At 68.0% G+C, this 21,061-nt stretch carries 19 protein-coding genes; 9 read left to right on the top strand and 10 right to left on the bottom strand.

What is annotated here, in order from left to right; translation table 11 throughout:
• Positions 1-113: 113 nt before the first annotated feature.
• The 6 genes from ubiA to recG form a co-directional block, all read right to left on the bottom strand.
• A complete protein-coding gene (gene ubiA, locus ACFIMZ_RS04010; RefSeq protein ID WP_431821492.1) occupies positions 114-977 on the bottom strand; it encodes a 4-hydroxybenzoate octaprenyltransferase in 864 nt (287 codons plus the stop codon).
• 134 nt (positions 978-1,111) lie between these two features.
• Positions 1,112-1,276 (bottom strand): hypothetical protein, encoded by a 165-nt coding sequence (locus tag ACFIMZ_RS04005; RefSeq protein ID WP_431821491.1) that lies wholly within the window; start codon positions 1,274-1,276, stop codon positions 1,112-1,114.
• 110 nt (positions 1,277-1,386) lie between these two features.
• On the bottom strand, positions 1,387-3,573 hold the full coding sequence (gene katG / locus ACFIMZ_RS04000; protein WP_431821490.1) for a catalase/peroxidase HPI: 2,187 nt from the start codon (positions 3,571-3,573) through the stop codon (positions 1,387-1,389).
• A 145-nt stretch (positions 3,574-3,718) separates the two neighbouring features.
• Positions 3,719-3,856 (bottom strand): hypothetical protein, encoded by a 138-nt coding sequence (locus ACFIMZ_RS03995; protein WP_431821489.1) that lies wholly within the window; start codon positions 3,854-3,856, stop codon positions 3,719-3,721.
• 184 nt (positions 3,857-4,040) lie between these two features.
• Complete coding sequence (locus ACFIMZ_RS03990) at positions 4,041-5,000, bottom strand: hydrogen peroxide-inducible genes activator (RefSeq protein ID WP_431821488.1); 960 nt, start codon at positions 4,998-5,000, stop codon at positions 4,041-4,043.
• 125 nt (positions 5,001-5,125) lie between these two features.
• On the bottom strand, positions 5,126-7,441 hold the full coding sequence (gene recG / locus ACFIMZ_RS03985; RefSeq protein ID WP_431821487.1) for an ATP-dependent DNA helicase RecG: 2,316 nt from the start codon (positions 7,439-7,441) through the stop codon (positions 5,126-5,128).
• A 160-nt stretch (positions 7,442-7,601) separates the two neighbouring features.
• On the opposite strand from recG, the gene queA reads away from it, so the two are divergent.
• From queA to secF, 5 genes are all read left to right on the top strand, one after another.
• Positions 7,602-8,660, top strand: a complete 1,059-nt coding sequence (queA, locus tag ACFIMZ_RS03980; RefSeq protein WP_431821486.1) for a tRNA preQ1(34) S-adenosylmethionine ribosyltransferase-isomerase QueA — start codon at positions 7,602-7,604, stop codon at positions 8,658-8,660.
• A gap of 144 nt (positions 8,661-8,804) precedes the next feature.
• Positions 8,805-9,992, top strand: coding sequence for a tRNA guanosine(34) transglycosylase Tgt (tgt, locus tag ACFIMZ_RS03975; protein WP_431821485.1), 1,188 nt, complete (start codon positions 8,805-8,807; stop codon positions 9,990-9,992).
• A gap of 244 nt (positions 9,993-10,236) precedes the next feature.
• A complete protein-coding gene (gene yajC, locus ACFIMZ_RS03970; RefSeq protein WP_010091397.1) occupies positions 10,237-10,563 on the top strand; it encodes a preprotein translocase subunit YajC in 327 nt (108 codons plus the stop codon).
• Positions 10,564-10,669: 106 nt separating this feature from the next.
• Positions 10,670-12,694, top strand: a complete 2,025-nt coding sequence (gene secD, locus ACFIMZ_RS03965; RefSeq protein WP_431821484.1) for a protein translocase subunit SecD — start codon at positions 10,670-10,672, stop codon at positions 12,692-12,694.
• Positions 12,695-12,710: 16 nt separating this feature from the next.
• On the top strand, positions 12,711-13,661 hold the full coding sequence (secF, locus tag ACFIMZ_RS03960) for a protein translocase subunit SecF (protein WP_431821483.1): 951 nt from the start codon (positions 12,711-12,713) through the stop codon (positions 13,659-13,661).
• Positions 13,662-13,742: 81 nt separating this feature from the next.
• Here secF and ACFIMZ_RS03955 read toward each other — a convergent pair whose 3' ends face one another.
• The 4 genes from ACFIMZ_RS03955 to ACFIMZ_RS03940 form a co-directional block, all read right to left on the bottom strand.
• Positions 13,743-15,023, bottom strand: coding sequence for an MFS transporter (locus ACFIMZ_RS03955; protein ID WP_431821482.1), 1,281 nt, complete (start codon positions 15,021-15,023; stop codon positions 13,743-13,745).
• Positions 15,024-15,228: 205 nt separating this feature from the next.
• Complete coding sequence (locus ACFIMZ_RS03950) at positions 15,229-15,822, bottom strand: YceI family protein (protein WP_431821481.1); 594 nt, start codon at positions 15,820-15,822, stop codon at positions 15,229-15,231.
• Between the two features lie 66 nt (positions 15,823-15,888).
• Positions 15,889-16,449: a YceI family protein gene (locus ACFIMZ_RS03945; RefSeq protein WP_431821480.1), complete on the bottom strand. Its 561-nt coding sequence runs from the start codon at positions 16,447-16,449 to the stop codon at positions 15,889-15,891.
• A gap of 8 nt (positions 16,450-16,457) precedes the next feature.
• The gene (locus tag ACFIMZ_RS03940) at positions 16,458-17,018 is read right to left on the bottom strand and encodes a cytochrome b (RefSeq protein WP_095400228.1); all 561 of its coding nucleotides are present in this window, start codon (positions 17,016-17,018) and stop codon (positions 16,458-16,460) included.
• A 253-nt stretch (positions 17,019-17,271) separates the two neighbouring features.
• Here ACFIMZ_RS03940 and ACFIMZ_RS03935 point away from each other — a divergent pair, with 253 nt between their 5' ends.
• Genes ACFIMZ_RS03935 through ACFIMZ_RS03920 form a run of 4 tightly spaced genes read left to right on the top strand, consistent with a single transcriptional unit; the run spans position 17,272 to position 20,882 of the window.
• Entirely contained in the window at positions 17,272-17,925 is a 654-nt protein-coding gene (locus tag ACFIMZ_RS03935) for a paraquat-inducible protein A (protein WP_431821479.1), read from the top strand.
• The gene (locus ACFIMZ_RS03930) at positions 17,922-18,557 is read left to right on the top strand and encodes a paraquat-inducible protein A (protein WP_431821478.1); all 636 of its coding nucleotides are present in this window, start codon (positions 17,922-17,924) and stop codon (positions 18,555-18,557) included. Before ACFIMZ_RS03935 ends, ACFIMZ_RS03930 begins: the two co-directional genes overlap by 4 nt.
• Positions 18,550-20,169 (top strand): intermembrane transport protein PqiB, encoded by a 1,620-nt coding sequence (locus ACFIMZ_RS03925; protein WP_431821477.1) that lies wholly within the window; start codon positions 18,550-18,552, stop codon positions 20,167-20,169. The genes ACFIMZ_RS03930 and ACFIMZ_RS03925 overlap by 8 nt, the downstream gene beginning before the upstream one ends.
• Positions 20,166-20,882, top strand: coding sequence for a PqiC family protein (locus ACFIMZ_RS03920; RefSeq protein ID WP_431821476.1), 717 nt, complete (start codon positions 20,166-20,168; stop codon positions 20,880-20,882). The genes ACFIMZ_RS03925 and ACFIMZ_RS03920 overlap by 4 nt, the downstream gene beginning before the upstream one ends.
• Positions 20,883-21,061 lie beyond the last annotated feature (179 nt).

The following is a 21,061-nucleotide window of genomic DNA, read 5'->3' as shown; positions in this document are numbered from 1 at the left end:
AACGTGCGGGGCGGTTGCGGCTCCGCACCCGCTCAACCCTTCGCGCAAACAGAAAAGCGGCCCGCAGGCCGCTTTCTCTTTTCCGGCGCAGGATGCGCCGCCGTTACCGGCGCTCAGAGCCCGGCCACCGCGTAATGCGCGGCGATCCCGACGAACAGCACGCCGCCGAGCCAGTTGTTGTGCCTGAACGCGGCGAAGCACGGCATCCGCTCGCGATCCTTGATCAGCGTGTAGTGATACACCGCGCAGCCCGCCGCAGCCGCCCACCCCGCCCAGTAGACGAGGCCGAAGCCGAGCGTCAGCCCGACCCACACGTAGATGCCGAGCGTGACCGCATAGCACGCCATCACCGCCGCGACGTCGAAGCGGCCGAACGTGAGCGCCGACGTGCGGATGCCGATCCTGATGTCGTCGTCGCGATCGACCATCGCGTATTCGGTGTCGTAGGCGACCGACCAGAACACGTTCGCGATCAGCATGACCCACGCGAGCATCGGCACCGTGTCCTGCACGGCCGCGAACGCCATCGGGATGCCGAAGCCGAACGCGATGCCCAGGTACGCCTGCGGGATCGCGAAGAAGCGCTTCATGAACGGATAGGTGCCCGCGACGATCACCGCGACGACCGACAGCTCTTTCGTCAGCGTATTGAGCGGCAGGATCAGCAGGAACGCGACGAGCGCCAGCCCGACCGCGATCGCGATCGCTTCCCACGCCCGGATCTTGCCGGACGTCAGCGGACGGTCGGCCGTGCGCTTCACGTGACGGTCGAAGTCGCGGTCGGCGTAGTCGTTGATCGCGCAGCCGGCCGAACGCATCAGCAGCGTGCCGAGCGCGAAGATCACGAGCAGCGACCAGCGCGGCTGGCCGTTCGACGCGATCCACAGCGCGTTGAGCGTCGGCCAGAGCAGCAGCAGGCTGCCGATCGGCTTGTCCATCCGGACGAGCCGTAGATAAAGGGGAAAGCGGGCGAGCATGGCGAAGCACCGGGAAGATAACCCCGGCATTTTAGAGCCGGGCGGCAGTTCGCGTCATGTCGGGGCGGCTCGCGCCCGGCGCCTGCGCAGCGGGGATCGTGATCGGTCCCCTTGAGCGAAACCGGTTCGCGCGCTCAACCGGCCGCGACGGCGGCGACGTGGTGCAGCGCCTGCGCGACCAGCACGGCCGCGCCGCTGCCGGCGATCGCGAAACCGACGAAGCGCCGCAGCGCGGCGGCGGGCGCGCGCGTCACCGGCGCGGCGAGCGCGACGCGCCTATCCAGCATCAATTGCGTCATGGTCGTTACTCCTTCAAAGAGAACCACAAAACCCATCCCTCAGACGAAAACGGCCGGTCTCGCGACCGGCCGTTTCCCGCTGTCAGTGCGTCAACAGCGATGCGTCGCGATTACGCGAGGTCGAAGCGGTCGAGGTTCATCACCTTGTTCCAGACCGCGACGAAGTCGCGCACGAACTTCTCCTGCGCATCCGCGCTGCCGTAGACCTCGGCCAGCGCCCGCAGCTGCGAGTGCGAGCCGAACACCAGGTCCACGCGCGTGCCGGTCCACTTCACCTTGCCCGTCGCGCGATCGCGCCCTTCGAACACGTCGTTGTCGGCCGAGACCGGCTTCCACTCCGTGCCCATGTCGAGCAGGTTCACGAAGAAGTCGTTGGTCAGCGCCTCCGGCCGGTCCGTGAACACGCCATGCGCGCTCTGCCCGACGTTCGCGCCCAGCACGCGCAGCCCGCCCAGCAGCACCGTCATTTCCGGCGCGGTCAGCGTCAGCAGCTGCGCCTTGTCGACCAGCAGCGCCTCCGCCGGCACCCGGTACTTGCCCTTCAGGTAGTTACGGAAGCCGTCCGCGGGCGGCTCGAGCACCGCCATCGCTTCGATGTCGGTCTGCTCCTGCGACGCGTCCGTGCGGCCCGGCGCGAACGGCACCGTCACCGTCTGGCCCGCGTTCTTCGCAGCCTGCTCGACGCCCGCGGCGCCGGCCAGCACGATCAGGTCCGCGAGCGACACCTGCTTGCCGCCCGTCTGCGCGTCGTTGAACGCGCCGCGGATGCCTTCGAGCGTCGCCAGCACCTTCGCCAGCTGCGCGGGCTGGTTCGCTTCCCAGTCCTTCTGCGGCACGAGGCGAATGCGCGCGCCGTTCGCGCCGCCACGCTTGTCGGAGCCGCGGAACGTCGACGCCGACGCCCACGCGGTCGACACCAGCTCCGACACGGACAGCCCCGACGCGAGAATCTTGCCTTTCAGCGCCGCGACGTCGGCGGCGTCGATCAGCGTGTGGTCGACGGCCGGAACCGGGTCTTGCCACAGCAGCGCCTCAGCCGGCACTTCCGGGCCGAGATAGCGGGCGCGCGGGCCCATGTCACGGTGCGTCAGCTTGAACCACGCCCGGGCGAACGCGTCGGCGAACTGGTCCGGGTTCTCGTAGAAGCGTCGCGCGATCTTTTCGTACGCCGGATCGAAGCGCAGCGACAGGTCGGTCGTCAGCATCGTCGGCAGGTGCTTCTTCGACGGGTCGAACGCGTCCGGAATCACCGCGTCGGCGCCCTTCGCAACCCACTGGTGCGCGCCGGCCGGGCTCTTCGTCAGCTCCCATTCGTAGCCGAACAGGTTCTCGAAGAAGTTGTTGCTCCACTGCGTCGGCGTGGTCGTCCACGTGACTTCCAGCCCGCTCGTGATCGCGTCCTTGCCCTTGCCGGTGCCGTAGCTGCTCTTCCAGCCGAGCCCCTGCTCCTCGATGGCCGCAGCCTCCGGCTCGGCGCCGACGTTCGACGCGGGACCCGCGCCGTGGGTCTTGCCGAACGTATGGCCGCCCGCGATCAGCGCGACGGTTTCCTCGTCGTTCATCGCCATCCGCGCGAAGGTCTCGCGAATGTCGCGCGCCGCGGCGATCGGGTCGGGGTTGCCGTCCGGGCCTTCCGGGTTCACGTAGATCAGGCCCATCTGCACGGCGGCCAGCGGGTTCTCGAGATCACGGTCGCCCGAGTAGCGGCTGTTCGGGCCGCCGCTCAGCTCCAGCCAGATCTTTTCCGCACCCCAGTACACGTCGTCCGGTTCCCACGTGTCCGCACGGCCGCCCGCGTAGCCGAAGGTCTTGAAGCCCATCGATTCGAGCGCGACGTTGCCGGCGAGGATCATCAGGTCGGCCCACGAGATGTTGCGGCCGTACTTCTGCTTGATCGGCCACAGCAGCCGGCGCGCCTTGTCGAGGTTGCCGTTGTCGGGCCAGCTGTTGAGCGGGGCGAAGCGCTGCTGGCCGCCGCCCGCGCCGCCGCGGCCGTCGCCCGTGCGATACGTGCCGGCGCTGTGCCACGCCATGCGGATGAACAGGCCGCCGTAGTGGCCGAAGTCGGCCGGCCACCAGTCCTGCGACGTGGTCATCAGCGCGCGGAGGTCTTGCTTGAGCGCCGCGAGATCGAGCTTCCCGAATGCTTCGGCATAGTCGAAATCCGCGTCCATCGGATCGGACACGGACGCATGCCGGTGCAGGATGTTCAGGTTCAGCTGTTCGGGCCACCAGTCCTTGTTCGACGTGCCGCCGGCTGCGGCGTGATGGAACGGGCACTTGCTTTCAGTCGACATGCGTCTTCTCCTATGATCATCTGCGTCCGCCTGCTCGGCCCGGAAACCGGCACCGTCGGCGGACGGTCACTGCGGGGAAAAAAACAGGAGACCCTCTCCCGTGTACTACGTGATGCCGGAATCGATGCCGGGCCGGGCGGCGCGCTCAGCCGCCGTACGTGCGCTCCGCCAGGTAGGCGAACGCAATCGGGCGCAAGCTCCGGATCGCGGCCCTGGCGCGAACGACGACCTTTCCGCGCGACGGGATGTTCCGCTGCGCGTGCTGCATGACCGAGTGCATCATGACATCCTCCTTTGACGCTTGCATTGAACATGCGGGCCAGTGCGCGGCGCCGCTCGATCCATGCAGAGGATTCTATACATTGCTATTGATTTTTTGAAATCAATAAATTTCATCTATACGATAGACAAAAATAAACGGGGCCGCAAGGCCCCGCCCCTGAACTGCGACCACGGGCCGCGCCCGCTCAGTTCATCGTCGCCGGCATGTCGAGCTTCGCGACGCCCGGCAGTTCGCACGCGGCGATTGCCTCGCTGATCGCGTCGATCGCGGGCATCCGCGTGAAGCTCTTGCGCCACACGAGCACGACGCGGCGGTCCGGCACCGGCTCGTTGAACGGCACGTACGACAGCAGTTCGGCGTCCGGGCCGTTCGCGCGCGGACCGATCTCGGTGACCGACATCCGCGGCAGCACGGTGATGCCGACGCCGCTCGCGACCATGTGGCGGATCGTTTCGAGCGACGAGCCCTCGAAGGTCTTCTGGATGCCGTCGGCCGTCTGCGAGAAGCGCATCAGTTCCGGGCACACGCCGAGCACGTGATCGCGAAAGCAATGGCCGTTGCCGAGCAGCAGCATCGTCTCCTGCTTCAGATCCTCCGCGTCGATCTGGTGGCGCTTCTCCCACGGATGGCCGGCCGGCAGCGCGACGACGAACGGCTCGTCGTACAGCGGCCGCACCATCAGCCCCGTTTCCGGGAACGGCAGCGCCATGATCGCGGCGTCGATCTCGCCCTGCTTCAGCAGTTCGAGCAGCTTGAGCGTGTAGTTCTCCTGCAGCATCAGCGGCATCTGCGGCACGCGCTGGATCATCTGCTTGACGAGCGTCGGCAGCAAGTACGGTCCGATCGTATAGATCACGCCGAGCCGGAACGGCCCGATGAGCGGGTCCTTGCCCTGCTTCGCGATCTCCTTGATCGCGAAGGTCTGTTCCAGCACGCGCTGTGCCTGCGTGACGATCTGGTCGCCGATCGGCGTGACGCTCACTTCGCTCGCGCCGCGCTCGAAAATCTGTACGTTGAGCTCGTCTTCCAGCTTCTTGATCGCCACCGACAGCGTCGGCTGGCTCACGAAGCACGCTTCGGCCGCGCGGCCGAAATGCCGCTCGCGCGCGACTGCGACGATGTATTTCAGTTCAGTCAGTGTCATTGCGGGTCAATCAAATATATACAGGCGATAGGTTTATTTTATACACCCTGTGGCACCGGTTCGCCAAGTTTCTCCGCATCGCGACACGCAAAACGGCGTTTTTAAATCCGGCCCTCAATCTGCCATCACGCTTTCAGGTACTGCTCGCGCGCGCCGAGCCAGCGCGCGAGATGCTGCGTGACGACGTCCGGGTACGCGGCGATCAGCCGCGCCGCCGCTTCGCGGGCCGGCTCGATCAGCCAGCCGTCGGTTTCGAGGTTCGCGAAGCGCAGCATCGCCGCGCCCGACTGGCGCGCGCCGAGGAATTCCCCGGGCCCACGGATCTCAAGGTCGCGCCGCGCGATCTCGAAGCCGTCGGTGGTCTCGCGCATCGTCTTCAGCCGTGCGCGGCCCGCGAGCGACAGCGGCCCGCTGTACAGCAGCACGCACACCGACGCCGCGGTGCCGCGCCCCACCCGGCCGCGCAGCTGGTGCAGCTGCGCGAGGCCGAAGCGCTCCGCGTGCTCGATCACCATCAGCGACGCGTTCGGCACGTCGACGCCGACCTCGATCACCGTCGTCGCAACGAGCAGCTGCACCTCGTTGCGCGTAAACGCGTCCATCACCGTCGCCTTGTCGGCGGTCGACAGGCGCCCGTGCACGAGCCCGACCTTCAGCTCGGGCAGCGCGGCGACGAGCGTCTCGTAGGTTTCGACGGCCGTCTGCAGCTGCAGCGTCTCGCTTTCCTCGATCAGCGGGCAGACCCAGTAGACCTGGCGGCCCGTCAGCGCAGCCTCGCGCACCCGCGCGATCACCTCTTCGCGCCGCGCGTCGCCGACGAGGCGCGTCAGGATCGGCGTGCGGCCCGGCGGCAATTCGTCGATCGTCGACACGTCGAGATCCGCGTAGTAGGTCATCGCGAGCGTGCGCGGGATCGGCGTCGCGGACATCATCAGCTGGTGCGGCTGGAAACCCTGCGCACCGTCCGCGGCGTTCGCCGCCTTCGCGCGCAGCGCAAGGCGCTGCTCGACGCCGAAGCGATGCTGCTCGTCGACGATCACGAGGCCGAGCCGCGCGAACTCGACCGCATCCTGGATGATCGCGTGCGTGCCGATCACGAGCTGCGCGGTGCCGAGCGCGGCGGCTTCGATCGCCGCGCGCTTTTCCTTCGCCTTCAGGCTGCCCGCGAGCCACGCGACCGACACGCCGAGCGGCTCGAGCCAGCCGCGCAGCTTGCGCGCATGCTGCTCCGCAAGGATTTCGGTCGGCGCCATCAGCGCGGCCTGGTAGCCGGCGTCGATCGCCTGCGTGGCCGCGAGCGCCGCGACCACGGTCTTGCCGCTGCCGACGTCGCCTTGCAACAGGCGCTGCATCGGGTGCGGCAGCGTCAGGTCGTGCGCGATCTCGTCGACGACGCGCGCCTGCGCGCCCGTCAGCGTGAACGGCAGCGCCGCGTAGAGCCGCGTCGTCAACGCGCCGGCGTCGCCCGCCGCGCGGCGCGGCATCGCCGGCGCGGCGCGCGTGCGGCGCTCCTCGTGCGCGCGCTTGAGCGACAGCTGCTGCGCGAGCAGCTCGTCGAACTTGATGCGCGTCCACGCGGGATGCGAGCCGTCCATCAGCGCGGCTTCGTCCGAGTCGACGCCCGGGTGATGCAGGATCCGCACGGCGTCCGCGAGCGACGGCACGTCGAGCGGCTGCAGGTACGTGCGGTCGATCTCGGGCGGCAGCAGCTCCGGCAGCGGCGTGCGCTCGAGCGCGTTCTCGATCGCCTTGCGCAGGTACGCCTGCGACACGCCCGCCGTGCTCGGATAGACCGGCGTGAGCACCTGCGGCAGCGGCGCGTTTTCGTCGACGACCCGCACCGCCGGATGCACCATCTCCATCCCGAAGAAGCCGCCGCGCACGTCGCCGCGCACCCGCAGCCGCTGGCCGACGGCCATCTGCTTGACCTGCGAGCCGTAGAAATTCAGGAAACGCAGCACGAGCTGCGCGCCGTCGTCGTCCTGGATCTTCACGACGAGCTGGCGGCGCGGCCGGTATGCGACCTCGTTGTCGAACACGACGCCTTCCGTCTGCGCGATGCCGCCGGGCAGCAGCGCGTCGATCGGCGTGAGCGTGGTCTCGTCCTCGTAGCGCATCGGCAGGTGCAGCACGAGATCGATCGAGCGCGTGAGGCCGAGCTTCGCGAGCTTGTCGGCAGTCTTCACCGGCTTGTCGGCCGCGGCCTTCCTGCGCTTCGGCGCGGCCGCCGGCTCGGCCGCGGCAGGCTCTGATGCAGCAGGCTCAGCCGTCACGTCGGGCGCGGCCGCCGCCGGCTGCGCGAGCCGGCCGTCCGCGCCACGACGCGGCGCCGCGCGGCGCGCCCCCGTGCGGGGCGCGGGCGGCACGGCCTCGCCCGCGTCGAACGGGTCGGCGGAATCGTCAACGGCGGCGGCGGTGGAACGGCGTGGTGACACAGGCATCGGATCGGCAGAGGGCTTCGCAAGTACAATAGCGGCTTTCACGTCGTCCGAACGAGCGACGCCGGCCAAGCCGCGACTCCGCCATCATAGCGGCTCGCGCGCCCCATTTACGCGTTTTAGCCTATCGGCAGCGCGCGCCGGCCGCTTCGAACCAGCCCGCATGCTCACGCTTTCCGATTTCGATTTCATTCTGCCGCCCGAGCTGATCGCGCAAACCGCGCTGCCCGACCGCACCGCGAGCCGCCTGCTCGAGGTCGACAACACGACCGCGCCGGCCCGTCTCGTCGATCGCCATTTCGCCGAGCTGCCGTCGTGCATCGCGGCCGGCGACCTGCTCGTGTTCAACGACACCAAGGTGCTGAAGGCACGCTTCTTCGGCCACAAGGCGAGCGGCGGCAAGGTCGAGGTGCTGATCGAGCGCGTGACGGGCACCCACACCGCGCTCGCGCAGATCCGCGCGAGCAAGTCGCCCGGGCCCGGCACGACGCTGACGCTGGCCGACGCGTTCGACGTGACGGTCGGCGAGCGCGTCGAACCGTTCTTCACGCTGCATTTCCCGGCGCCGTGCCTGACGCTGATCGAGCAATACGGCCGCCTGCCGCTGCCGCCGTACATCGAGCACGATCCCGACGCGACCGACGAGACGCGCTACCAGACCGTCTACGCGAGCAACCCGGGCGCGGTCGCCGCGCCGACGGCCGGCCTGCACTTCGACGAGCCGCTGCTCGCGAAGCTCGACGCGATGGGCGTCGAGCGCGCGACGCTGACGCTGCACGTCGGCGCGGGCACGTTCCAGCCGGTGCGGGTCGACAACATCGCCGAGCACAAGATGCACAGCGAGTGGTACGAATTGCCGCAGTCGCTCGTCGACAAGATCGCCGCGACCCGCGCGCGCGGCGGCAACGTGATCGCGGTCGGCACGACGTCGATGCGCGCGCTCGAAGCCGCGGCGCGCGACGCCGACGCCGCGGGCTGTCCGCTCGCGGCGACGCAGGCCGAGACCGACATCTTCATCACGCCCGGCTACGCGTTTCGCGTGGTCGACCGGCTCGTGACGAACTTCCACCTGCCGAAGTCGACGCTGCTGATGCTCGTTTCGGCGTTCGCGGGCGTCGAGACGATCCGCGCCGCGTACCGGCACGCGATCGAGCAACGCTACCGCTTCTTCAGCTACGGCGACGCGATGCTGCTCACGCGGCGCAGCGCGCCGGAAGCGTAAGCATCGCGCGCCGGCCGCATGCGGCCGGCCACCTGCGCAGCGCGCTACAGTAGCGCGCATCCGATTTTTTTTACCGCCGCCGGCATCCCGGCGGTGTTTCCAACATGCGCCGGACTGTTTTCCGGTGGCAAGGAGAACAAAGCGATGACCGAAGGCTCATCCCACGATCACGATACGCACGCCCACATCCGCCCGCACAACGGCCTGAAATTCGACCTGCTGACGACCGACGGCCACGCGCGGCGCGGCCGCGTGACGCTCAACCACGGCGTCGTCGAGACGCCGATCTTCATGCCGGTCGGCACCTACGGCACCGTGAAGGCGATCCAGCCCCGCGAGCTGCACGAGATCAAGGCCCAGATCATCCTCGGCAACACGTTCCACCTGTGGCTGCGCCCGGGCCTCGACACGATCGACGCGCACGGCGGCCTGCACGGCTTCATGGGCTGGAACAAGCCGATCCTGACCGATTCGGGCGGCTTCCAGGTGTTCTCGCTCGGCGACCTGCGCAAGATCACCGAGGACGGCGTCACGTTCGCGTCGCCGATCAACGGCGACAAGCTGTTCCTGTCGCCGGAAGTGTCGATGCAGATCCAGAAGGTGCTGAACTCGGACGTCGTGATGCAGTTCGACGAGTGCACGCCCTACGCGACCAACGGCGTGCCGACCACGCACAAGGAAGCGGCCGACTCGATGCGGATGTCGCTGCGCTGGGCGAAGCGCTCGCTCGACGAGTTCAACCGGCTCGGCAACCCGAACGCGCTGTTCGGGATCGTCCAGGGCGGGATGTTCGAGGACCTGCGCGACGAATCGCTCGCGGGCCTCGCCGAGCTGGATTTCCACGGCCTCGCGATCGGCGGGCTGTCGGTCGGCGAGCCGAAGGAAGACATGATGCGGGTGCTGCGGCACGTCGGCCCGAAGCTGCCCGCGCACAAGCCGCACTACCTGATGGGCGTCGGCACGCCGGAGGACCTCGTCGACGGCGTCGCCAACGGCATCGACATGTTCGACTGCGTGATGCCGACCCGCAACGCGCGCAACGGCTGGCTGTTCACGCGCTTCGGCGACGTGAAGATCCGCAACGCGACGCACAAGAATTCGCTGAAGCCGCTCGACCCGAGCTGCGCGTGCTACACGTGCCGGAACTTCTCGCGCGGCTACCTGCACCACCTGCACCGCGTCGGCGAGATCCTCGGCGCGCAGCTCAACACGATCCACAACCTGCACTACTACCTGCAGCTGATGAGCGAGATCCGCGAGGCGATCGAGACCCACACGTTCGACGCGTTCCGCCAGCGCTTCGCGGAGGACCGCGCGAGAGGCGTCGACTGACGGGCCGGCGGGCCGCGCGACACGCCGGCGCGGCCCGCGGATTGAGACGGGTACTAAAAAAAGTCCGGAAAACTATCGACCCGGACCGGCAAATATTACAATTGCCTTTCTTAACAAGCCGCAATGGCGCCGATTTCCGCTTTAACAGCTTGATCCCAAAGCGCATTTGCCACGCCGTCGCGGCTTGGGGCCGGTGGTAGAATATCCGGCTTAATTTTCGATCTTCCCTTACGGAGAGACCAACGTGCCGTTCATTTCCAATGCCTTCGCGCAAGGTGCCGCGGGTGGCGCCGAATCGAGCCTGATGAGCTTCCTGCCGCTCATCCTGATGTTCGCCGTGCTCTATTTCATCATGATCCGCCCGCAGATGAAGCGTCAGAAGGAACACCGCAACATGCTCTCGGCCATGGCCAAGGGCGACGAGGTCGTCACGAGCGGCGGGCTTGTCGGCAAGGTGACCAAGGTGTCGGAAGCCTACATCGGCGTCGAGATCGCCGAAGGCACCGAAATCACCGTGCAGAAGGCCGCTGTCACGACCATTCTGCCCAAGGGCACGATCAAGTCGCTGTAAGCCCTGGTCCGAGCGTCCGGCTCCCCGCGCCGCGCCCGCCCGAGAAGCGGGCCGCCGCGGCGCCGGACGCGACGCTTTCAAGCCAACTACCCCGTTCGGCCCCCTCATGAATCGTTACCCAATCTGGAAATATGTCGTGATGGTCGTGGCGCTCGCCATCGGCTTTCTGTACACATTGCCCAATTTCTTCGGCGAAGCGCCGGCGGTGCAGGTGTCGAGCGGCAAGGCCACGGTCAAGCTCGACTCGGCGACGCTGAGCCAGGTCGAAGCCGCGCTGACGACCGCGCAGATCAAGCCGGACGACGTCACCTTCGAGAACACGGCCGCCAACGCGAACATCCGCGTGCGCCTGAAGGACACCGATACGCAGCTGCGCGTGAAGGACCTGCTGCAGAAATCGCTGAACGCCGACCCGAACGATCCGCAGTACGTCGTTGCGCTGAACCTGCAGAGCGCGTCGCCGCGCTGGCTGACCGCACTGCACGCGCTGCCGATGTATCTCGGCCTCGACCTGCGCGGCGGCGTCCACTTCCTGCTGCAGGTCGACATGACGGGCGCGCTGACGAAGAAGCTCGATTCCGACGCGTCCGACGCCCGCACGCTGCTGCGTGACAAGAACATCCGCGACGGCGGCGTGAGCCGCGTCGATCAATCCGTCGTCGTCAACTTCAGCGATCCGCAGACGGCCGAAGACGCCCGCAAGGTGCTCGCGTCGTCGGTCACCGAGCTGCAATGGGCAACCCAGCCCGGCGGCGGCGGCGTCCAGGTGGTCGGCACGTTCACGCCGGCCGTCCAGAAGGCCGTCGAAGACGCGGCGCTCAAGCAGAACCTCACCACGCTCCACAACCGGGTCAACGAGCTCGGCGTGTCGGAGCCGATCCTGCAGCAGCAGGGCAGCGACCGCATCGTCGTCGAGCTGCCGGGCGTGCAGGACACCGCGAAGGCGAAGGACATCATCGGCCGCACCGCGACGCTCGAAGCGCGCCTCGCCGATCCGATCAACACGCACCCGAACCCGAACGACCCCGTGCCGCCGGGCGAGGAGCTGTTCACGCAGGGCAACCAGGCGCCCGTGCTGCTGAAGAAGGACGTGATCTTCACCGGCGACCGCATCATCGACGCGTCGGCCGGCTTCGACGAGCACCAGCGCCCGTCGGTCAACATCCGCCTCGATTCGGCAGGCGGCCGCGCAGTGCGCGCGGTGTCGCGCGAGAACATCGGCAAGCCGATGGCGATGGTGCTGTTCGAGAAGGGCAAGGGCGAGGTGCTGACCGTCGCGACGATCCAGTCGGAACTCGGCGACCGCTTCCAGATCACCGGCCAGCCGACCCCGCAGGCCGCGGCCGACCTCGCGCTGCTGCTGCGCGCCGGCTCGCTCGCCGCTCCGATGGACATCATCGAGGAACGCACGATCGGCCCGAGCCTCGGCGCCGACAACATCAAGATGGGCGTCCACTCGGTGATCTGGGGCTTCGCCGCGATCGCCGTGTTCATGGCCCTGTACTACATGCTGTTCGGCATGATCTCGGTGATCGGCCTGTCGGTGAACCTGCTGCTGCTGGTCGCGGTGCTGTCGCTGATGCAGGCGACGCTGACGCTGCCCGGCATCGCCGCCATCGCGCTCGCACTCGGCATGGCGATCGACTCGAACGTGCTGATCAACGAGCGCGTGCGCGAGGAACTGCGCGCCGGCCACCCGCCGCAGCTCGCGATCCAGGCCGGCTACTCGCACGCGTGGGCGACGATTCTCGACTCGAACGTCACGACGCTGATCGCCGGCCTCGCGCTGCTCGCGTTCGGCTCGGGCCCGGTGCGCGCGTTCGCGATCGTGCACTGCCTCGGCATCCTGACGTCGATGTTCTCCGCGGTGTTCTTCTCGCGCGGGCTCGTCAACCTCTGGTACGGCGGCCGCAAGAAGCTGAAGTCGCTCGCGATCGGCCAGGTGTGGAAGCCGGAAGGCGTGACCGCCGGCGCCGCGTCGTTCGACGCCGCGGACGAATCGACCGACACCGCGCGCGCCGCGAAGCTCGCCGCGCCCGCGAAGGGCAACGCGCCGCGCGCCGGCAAGCCGCAGTTGCGCAACCGCGCGCAGGCGGGCCTGCCGCCGAAGAAACCGGGCTCGACCCAATAAGGCCCCGGAGACGATCATGGAATTTTTCCGCATCCGTAAAGACATCCCGTTCATGCGGCACGCGCTGGTGTTCAACGTGGTCTCGCTGGTCACGTTCCTCGCCGCCGTGTTCTTCCTGCTCCATCGCGGGCTGCACCTGTCCGTCGAGTTCACCGGCGGCACGGTGATCGAGGTCCAGTACCAGCAGGCCGCGCAGCTCGAGCCCGTGCGCGCGACGCTCGGCAAGCTCGGCTACGCCGACGCGCAGGTGCAGAACTTCGGCACGTCGCGCAACGTGCTGATCCGCCTGCAGCTCAAGCAGGGCCTCACGTCCGCGCAGCAGAGCGACCAGGTGATGACCGCGCTGAAGGCGCAAAGCCCGGACGTCACGCTGCAGCGCGTCGAGTTCGTCGGCCCGCAGGTCGGCCGGGAGCTCGCGACCGACGGCCTGCTCGCGCTCGCGTGCGTCGTGATCGGCATCGTGATCTACCTGTCGTTCCGCTTCGAATGGAAGTACGCGGTCGCCGGTATCATCGCCAACCTGCACGACGTCGTGATCATTCTCGGCTTCTTCGCGTTCTTCCAGTGGGAGTTCTCGCTCGCGGTGCTCGCCGCGATCCTCGCGGTGCTCGGCTACTCGGTGAACGAGTCGGTCGTCATCTTCGACCGGATCCGCGAGACGTTCCGCCGCGAACGCAAGATGACCGTGCAGGAAGTGATCAACCACGCGATCACGACCACGATGTCGCGCACGATCATCACGCACACGTCGACCGAAATGATGGTGCTGTCGATGTTCTTCTTCGGCGGCCCGACGCTGCACTACTTCGCGCTCGCGCTGACGGTCGGCATTCTGTTCGGCATCTACTCGTCGGTGTTCGTCGCGGGCTCGCTCGCGATGTGGCTCGGCATCAAGCGCGAAGACCTGATCAAGGACAAGAAGCTCGCGCACGATCCGGACGATCCGAACGCGGGCGCGCAGGTGTAAGCGCGTCGCTGCTTCGGCAAACGGAAAAGGCCGGTTCTCTCGAACCGGTCTTTTTGTTTTTGCGCACCGCCCTCCTCCGCGTCACCGAAACCCGAACCGCCTGCGCAGCACGACCAGCGCCGCGAGGCTCAGCACCGCCGCGAACATCAGGTAGAAGCTCGGCGCGGTCTTCATCCCGGTCGCGCGGATCAGCCACGCGATGATGAACGGCCCGAAGCCGCCGAAGATCGTCACGCCGACGTTATACGCGAGCGACATCCCCGTCGTGCGGGCCTGTACCGGAAACACCTCGGACAGCAGCGCCGGCAGCCCCGCGAAATAGCCGGTCATCAGGAACGCGAGCACGATCTGCACCGCGATCAGCGCGCCGAAGCCCGGATGCGCGACCAGATACGCGAACGCCGGATGGATCAGCACGAGGATGCCGATGGCCGGCGCGACCATCACGCGCACGCGGCCGTAACGATCCGACCAGTGGCCGACGAACGGCGCGAACCCCATCTGGATCACGCCGACGACGAGGATCGCCGCGAACGCGGCCGACGGCGAAAGGCCCAGTTCCTTCACGCCGTAGGTCGGCATGAACAGCACGAGATAGGTCGCGACGGTGCCGAGCACGATCACGCCGATCGACGTAACCAGGCGCGCCTTGTGCGACGCGAACGTGTCGCGCAGCGGATGCTCGGCGCTCCCGGCCGCGAGGAATTCCGGCGTCTCGTCGACCTTGGCGCGGATGTAGTACGCGATGGGCCCGATCAGCAGCCCGAAGAAGAACGGAATCCGCCAGCCCCATGCGGCCATCTGCGCGGCCGTGAGCTGCGCGTTCAGCACGGTGCCGAAGCCCGCCGCGAGCAGCGTCGTGAGGCCCTGGCTCGCAACCTGCCAGCTGGCGAAGAAGCCGCGCCGGTCCGGCGCGTGCTCCGCGAGGAACGCGGTCGCGCTGCCGAACTCGCCGCCCGCCGAAAAACCCTGCAGCAGCCGCGCGGCGACGAGGATCAGCGGCGCGGCGACGCCGATCGTGCCGTAGGTCGGCAGCACCGCGATGATCAGCGTGCCGGCCATCATCAGCAGGATCGACAGCGTCAGCGCCGCCTTGCGGCCCGCGCGGTCAGCATACGCGCCGAGCACGATCGCGCCGAGCGGCCGCATGAAGAACGACACGCCGAACGTGCCGAGCGTGAACAGCAGCGACACCGCGTCGTTGCCGGCCGGGAAGAACAGCTTCGAGATCGTCACCGCGAAGAAGCCGTAGACGACGAGGTCGAACCACTCGAGCGCATTGCCGATCGACGCGGCGACGACCGCGCGCCACACGCGCGGCGACGAGGCGATGGAACGAGACGGCGTGACAGCGGCATGCATGGGCAATCTCCTTGTCCTTGTTGTTCGTTCGCATTCGCGCGGCGGTGCGGCCCGCGCGCCGCCGTCGACGGTTCGGGCGATTATAGACGGCCCGCCTGCGCTGCCGGCGCGCCGGCGGCGCGCAATAAAAAACCGCCGCGCCCGGCAACGGAGCGCGGCGGTTTCTCGCAGGCGGCCGGCGCGACCGGCGCCGGCGCGGCCCGGCTTACTGCTTGGCGGCGTCCTGCTTGACCGCTTCTGCCGTGATCAGCAGCTTGGTCTGCATCTTGAAGCCGTACTGCTTGCCGTAGTCGAGGCCGAATTCGTCGCGGTTGAACTCGCCCACCGCGTCGATGCCGCACACTTCGCGCTTGAGCATCGGGTGCGGCATGCACTTGAACGAATCGATCTTCAGCGTCAGCGGCTTGGTCACGCCATGCAGCGTCAGGTTGCCGACCACCTCGGCCGGCTTGTCGCCCTTGAACTTCACGGTGCCCTTGTAGACCGCGTCCGGGTACTTCGCGACGTCGAAGAACTCGTTCGTCTGCAGGTGCTCGTCGAGCTTCGTGTTGCCGGTGCTGATCGACCCGAGCTGGGTCGTCACGTCGACCGTGCCCGTCTTCGCGGCGCGATCGAGCGTCACCGTGCCGCTCGACTTGTCGAACTTGCCGCGCCACACGGACAGGCCGCCGAAGTGGTCGGCCTCGAAGCTCGGGTACGTGTGGGTCGGGTCGAACTGGTACGTCGACACGTCGGCGAACGCCGGGAACGACAGGGCTGCGGCGAGCGCGCCCGCCGCGATCATCAGATGCTTGCTCAATTCAATCTCCTTGGAACGTCGCCGCACGCCGGTGCGGCTTCGGGTTGTGATGCCACGCCGCCGCGCTTACTTCGCGGCAACGATATGAAACTTGATCTGCACCTCGTCGGCGACAATCGACGTGTCCTTCCATTCGCCGGTGCCGACGTTGAACGCCGAGCGCTTGATCGGCAGCACGCCGTCGAAGGCCTGCGTCGCGCCGCTCTGCGTGACGGTGACAGGCACGGTCAGCGTCTCGGTCTTGCCCTTGATCGTCAGCTTGCCGGTCACGTTGTACTTGTTGCCGCCGGCGGGCGCGATCGCGGTCGACTGGAAGGTCGCCTGCGGATACGCCTTCGCGTCGAACCAGTCCTTGCCGGCGACCTGGTCGTTGTACATCTTGTCGCCGAGGTCGTAGCTCGCAATGTCGATCGCCACCTGCGCGCTGCCCTGCGCGGCCTTCGCGGGATCGAACTTGACCTGCGCGCTGAATTTCTTGAACACGCCTTCGGTCGGCACGTTCATCTGCTTCGACACGGCGGACACCTTGCTTTTCGCCAGATCGACGTCGGCATGCGCGGCGCCCGATGCGGCGAACGACGCCGCGGCGAATGCGGCCAGTACGGAGCGGGAGAAAGACACTTTCATGGGATCCTTCATTTGGCAGAGGGGAGCATCCGCGACAGCAGGCCGTCACGGTCCAACAACTGATGCTTGACCACCGCGAGCACGTGCAGCGCGACGAGCGCAAGCAAAATGTAATTCAAGGACACGTGGAGTGTCTTGAAGGTTTCCTTCAGCGCCGGATCGGGGTCGATCAGGCGCGGCAGCGGCACGATGCCGAGATACACGACCGGAATGTTCGACGCGGAGCTGTACAGGTAGCCCGTCACCGGGATCACGATCATCAGCACGTACAGCAGCATGTGCACGCCATGCGCGGCGATCCGCTGCAGCGCGGGCATGCCCGCGGGCGCCGGCGGCGGCAGGTGGGTCGCGCGCCACAGCACGCGCACGGCCGCCAGCGCGAACACGGTCACGCCGATCCACTTGTGCCACGAGAAATACTTGAGCTTCGTCGGCGTGAAGCCGGGGATGTCGGTCATCACCCAGCCGAGCGCGAAACCGCAGACGATCAGCAGCGCGATCAGCCAGTGCAGCGCGATCGCGGTGCTCGTATAGCGGGCCGGTGCGGCCGGCAGCGAATTCGATGCCATGGATTCCTCAATTCAGCAAACGGCCGCGCCGTCAATCGTCCGACGCATGCCAAGGGCGCCATGCTACCGCAACCTTTTGTCGCGCGCGGACTCTCACCACGGACACGGCCGCCCGCGCGGCCCCGTTCCCGGCGTGACCGACCGGTCACATCCGATCCCGGTGTTGACACCGCAAAAAGCGCGTTTTGGTAAGATTGGCGCGGGTTCCGGCCCCGCCGACGCGTGTCCCTGCCGTCGCTCAACCGCCTTCCCCATGCAACGAAACGACCTGATTGCCTGCCACGAATGCGACGCACTGTTGCACAAACCGCGTCTTAGCGGCCGCGACGTCGCGCATTGCCCGCGCTGCGACGCGGTGCTGTACCGCAGCAGCTCGGCCCAGCTCGAGCGGATCTGCGCGCTCGCGCTCGCGGGGCTGATCACGTTCGTGATCGCGCAGGCGTTCCCGATCCTCGAGATGGACGTGAACGGCAACCGCGTGCAGACGACGCTGCTCGGCGCGATCGAATCGCTGTGGCGCCAGGACATGGCGCTCGTCGCCGTGATGGTGTTCTGCTCGACCGTGCTGTTTCCGCTCGTCGAGATGGCCGCGCTGCTGTACCTGCTGTTCCCGATGCAGCGCGGGCACGTGCCGCCCGGGTTCAACTTCGTGCTGCGCGCGATCCAGCTGGTGCGCCCGTGGGGGATGATCGAGGTGTTCATGCTCGGCATCGTCGTGACCATCGTGAAGATGGTCACGATCGCGCGCGTCGTGCCGGAAGCCGCGCTGTTCGCGTTCGCCGCGCTGACGCTGATGATCGCGGTCGTGCTGATGTTCGATCCGCAGAGGCTGTGGGACATCGCCGACGACCTGCGCGCCGGGTTCCGCGAGGACGAAGCGCCGCTGCCGGAGACGCCCCGCCGATGACGACGCCGACCGCCGCCCGCGAGGGCCTCGCCAGCTGCCACACGTGCGGCCTCGTGCAGCCGCTCGACCGCACGCGCGCACACGCGCATTGCGCACGCTGCGGCGCCGCGCTCCATTTCCGCACGCCGAACAGCATCGCGCGCACCTGGGCGCTGCTGATCGCGGCCGCGATCCTCTACATTCCGGCGAACCTGCTGCCGATCATGCGCACCGCGTCGCTCGTCGGCTCGCAGCAGGACACGATCATGAGCGGCGTGGTCCTGTTCTGGGTATCGGGCGACTGGCCGCTCGCCGTCGTCGTGTTCGTCGCGAGCATCCTCGTGCCGATGCTCAAGCTCGGCGTGCTCGTGATCCTCGTGATCAGCGCGCAGCGCCGCTCGCCGTGGCGGCCGCTGCAGCGCACGCGCCTGTTCCGGATCGTCGAGCGCATCGGCCGCTGGTCGATGCTCGACATCTTCGTCGTGACGCTCACTGTCGCGCTCGTCCACTTCCGATCGCTCGCCACCATCACGGCCGGCCCCGGCGCGCTCGCGTTCGGCTCGGTCGTGATCCTCACGATGCTGGCGTCGATGCAGTTCGATCCCCGCCTGATCTGGGATCCCGTCGCAACCTCAGGGAAACACCATGAATAGTCCGCAAGGCCCGCAGCACGACCGGCCCCGGCCACCCGATCCGGCGATCTCGTCGAAGAGCGGCTGGCTGCCGTCGCTCGTCTGGCTCGTGCCGCTGATCGCCGCGCTGATCGGCATCGGCCTCGTGATCAAGTCCGTGCGCGAGCGCGGCCCCGAAATCACGATCAGCTTCCGCAGCGCCGAGGGCCTCGAGCCCGGCAAGACCCAGGTCAAGTACAAGGACGTCGAGATCGGCATCGTCAAGACGATCTCGCTGTCGAAGGACCTGGCGCGCGTGCTGGTCGACGTGCAGCTCAAGAAGGAAGCCGAGGACTTCGCGGTCAAGGGCTCGCGCTTCTGGGTCGTGCGTCCGCGGATCGGCGCGACCGGCGTGTCGGGGCTCGGCACGCTGCTGTCGGGCGCGTATATCGGCGTCGACGCCGGCCGCTCGCCTGAAGGGCAAACCGACTTCACGGGCCTCGAGACGCCGCCGGCCGTCACCGGCGACCAGAAGGGCACGCAGTACGTGCTGCGCGGCGCGTCGCTCGGCTCGGTCGACATCGGCTCGCCGGTCTACTACCGGCGCGTGCAGGTCGGCCAGGTGGTCGGCTTCGCGCTCGACAAGGACGGCACGGGCGTGACCTTCAACGTGTTCGTCAACGCGCCGTACGACCAGTACGTCGGCATGAATTCGCGCTGGTGGCAGGCGAGCGGCGTCGACCTGCGGCTCGACTCGAGCGGCTTCAAGCTGAACACGCAGTCGCTCGCGACCGTGATCCTCGGCGGCATCGCGTTCCAGGCGCCGCCGAACCAGACGAACGGCACGACCGCACCGAACAACACGGTGTTCCACCTCGGCTCCGACGAGGCCGACGCGATGCGCGAGCCGGACGGCCCGCCGCTGCAGGTCGTGATGAACTTCAACCAGTCGCTGCGCGGGCTCGCGGTCGGCGCGCCGGTCGACTTCCGCGGCATCGTGCTCGGCGAGGTCACGAACATCGGCATCGACTACGATCCGAAGGCGAAGAACTTCACAATGCCGGTGACGATGAACATCTATCCGGAACGGCTCGGCCAGCGCTTCCGCGAAACGACCCAGAGCAAGGGCGAGGCCGCCCGCCGCGGGATCGTCGAGCGACTCGTCGAGCGCGGGCTGCGCGGCCAGCTGCGCACCGGCAACCTGCTGACGAGCCAGCTCTACGTCGCGCTCGACCTCTTCCCGAAGGCGGCGACCGCGAAGATCGATCCGGCGCGCCAGCCGCTCGAGCTGCCGACCGTGCCGAACGAGCTCGAGGAGCTGCAGGTGGTGGTCGCCGACATCGCGAAAAAGCTCGACAAGGTGCCGTTCGAGCAGATCGGCGCAAACCTGAACAGCACGCTCGCGAACGCCGACAAGCTGTTCAAGCAGCTCGACACGCAGGTCGCGCCCGAGGCGCGCGACACGCTGTCGGCCGCGAAGCAGACCTTCTCGGCCGCCGAGGCGACGCTGCAGCAGGATTCGCCGCTGCAGTCCGACGTGCGCGGCGCGCTGAAGGAACTCACGCGCACGCTGCAATCGCTGAACGCGCTCTCGGACTATCTGGAGCGCCACCCCGAATCGCTGCTCAAGGGCAAGCCAGGAGACAAGCAATGACGACACGCGTGAACGGTTTCGCGAGCGGCGCGGCGGCGGTACTCGCCGCGCTGGCGCTCGCCGCGTGCAGCTCGCCGCCCGCGCGGTTCTACACGCTCACCCCCGCCGACGCGGCGCTCGCGGTGCGCACGGCGCCCGCCAACCCGCCGTTCCTGATCGAGGTGCCGTCCGTCGGCGTGCCCGAGCAGGTCGCGAAGAGCCAGCTCGTCGTGCAGAAGAACGCAGCGCAGGTCGACGTGCTCGAGCTGGAGCGCTGGGCGTCGCCGCCCGCCGACGAGATCCGCCGCGCGCTGTCCGACGACCTGGCCGCGCAGCTCGGCACGATCGACGTCGTGAATTCCGCGTATCCGGCGGGCGTGCCCGTGTACCGGGTCAGCGTCAACGTGCAGCGCTTCGAATCCTGGCCCGGCCAGCGCGCGGCGATCGACGCGGTGTGGAGCGTGCGCGCGGTCGGCACGCAGGTTGTGATGACCTGCCGCACGAGCGTCGCCGAGCCGGTCGGCGACGGCTACGACGCGCTCGTCGCCGGTCATCGGCGCGCGCTCGACGCGATCGCGACGCAGGCGGCCGCCGGCGTGCGCGCGCTGGCCGCGCGGCGTGGCGGGCCGGCCGCGACGGCTTCCGGCGGCAAGTCCGCCGCGCCGCTCGTCCCGTGCCCGGCGAACCCGACGCCCGGCGATGCAGCCGGCGCGACCGGCAAAGCGGGGACGTAACCGGCAGCGACTACGGCATGCGTGCGCCTTCGACGTGCGCGCGCATCGCCGCGCCGTGCCGGCCGGGGCCCGGCTCCCCGCGCCGTGGGCCGCGCCCCGCATGACGCGCGGCCCACGGCGACCAACCGATCTTGCATTCTTTGTCATAATCCGCGTGAACCGGCGACAGGCAATCCGGT

Source organism: Burkholderia sp. F1, assembly GCF_050813845.1.
Taxonomy (GTDB): Bacteria; Pseudomonadota; Gammaproteobacteria; order Burkholderiales; family Burkholderiaceae; genus Burkholderia; species Burkholderia ubonensis.
The sequence above is the reverse complement of the archived record's forward strand: the minus strand, read 5'-3'. Positions and strand labels throughout refer to the sequence as shown.

Bases quoted from the DNA above. Each gene is read 5' to 3' on its own strand.
- ubiA (WP_431821492.1), bottom strand. From the start codon at position 977: ATGCTCGCCCGCTTTCCCCTTTATCTACGGCTCGTCCGGATGGACAAG.
- ACFIMZ_RS04005 (WP_431821491.1), bottom strand. From the start codon at position 1,276: ATGACGCAATTGATGCTGGATAGGCGCGTCGCGCTCGCCGCGCCGGTG.
- katG (WP_431821490.1), bottom strand. From the start codon at position 3,573: ATGTCGACTGAAAGCAAGTGCCCGTTCCATCACGCCGCAGCCGGCGGC.
- ACFIMZ_RS03995 (WP_431821489.1), bottom strand. From the start codon at position 3,856: ATGATGCACTCGGTCATGCAGCACGCGCAGCGGAACATCCCGTCGCGC.
- ACFIMZ_RS03990 (WP_431821488.1), bottom strand. From the start codon at position 5,000: ATGACACTGACTGAACTGAAATACATCGTCGCAGTCGCGCGCGAGCGG.
- recG (WP_431821487.1), bottom strand. From the start codon at position 7,441: ATGCCTGTGTCACCACGCCGTTCCACCGCCGCCGCCGTTGACGATTCC.
- queA (WP_431821486.1), top strand. From the start codon at position 7,602: ATGCTCACGCTTTCCGATTTCGATTTCATTCTGCCGCCCGAGCTGATC.
- tgt (WP_431821485.1), top strand. From the start codon at position 8,805: ATGACCGAAGGCTCATCCCACGATCACGATACGCACGCCCACATCCGC.
- secD (WP_431821484.1), top strand. From the start codon at position 10,670: ATGAATCGTTACCCAATCTGGAAATATGTCGTGATGGTCGTGGCGCTC.
- secF (WP_431821483.1), top strand. From the start codon at position 12,711: ATGGAATTTTTCCGCATCCGTAAAGACATCCCGTTCATGCGGCACGCG.
- ACFIMZ_RS03955 (WP_431821482.1), bottom strand. From the start codon at position 15,023: ATGCATGCCGCTGTCACGCCGTCTCGTTCCATCGCCTCGTCGCCGCGC.
- ACFIMZ_RS03945 (WP_431821480.1), bottom strand. From the start codon at position 16,449: ATGAAAGTGTCTTTCTCCCGCTCCGTACTGGCCGCATTCGCCGCGGCG.
- ACFIMZ_RS03940 (WP_095400228.1), bottom strand. From the start codon at position 17,018: ATGGCATCGAATTCGCTGCCGGCCGCACCGGCCCGCTATACGAGCACC.
- ACFIMZ_RS03935 (WP_431821479.1), top strand. From the start codon at position 17,272: ATGCAACGAAACGACCTGATTGCCTGCCACGAATGCGACGCACTGTTG.
- ACFIMZ_RS03930 (WP_431821478.1), top strand. From the start codon at position 17,922: ATGACGACGCCGACCGCCGCCCGCGAGGGCCTCGCCAGCTGCCACACG.
- ACFIMZ_RS03925 (WP_431821477.1), top strand. From the start codon at position 18,550: ATGAATAGTCCGCAAGGCCCGCAGCACGACCGGCCCCGGCCACCCGAT.
- ACFIMZ_RS03920 (WP_431821476.1), top strand. From the start codon at position 20,166: ATGACGACACGCGTGAACGGTTTCGCGAGCGGCGCGGCGGCGGTACTC.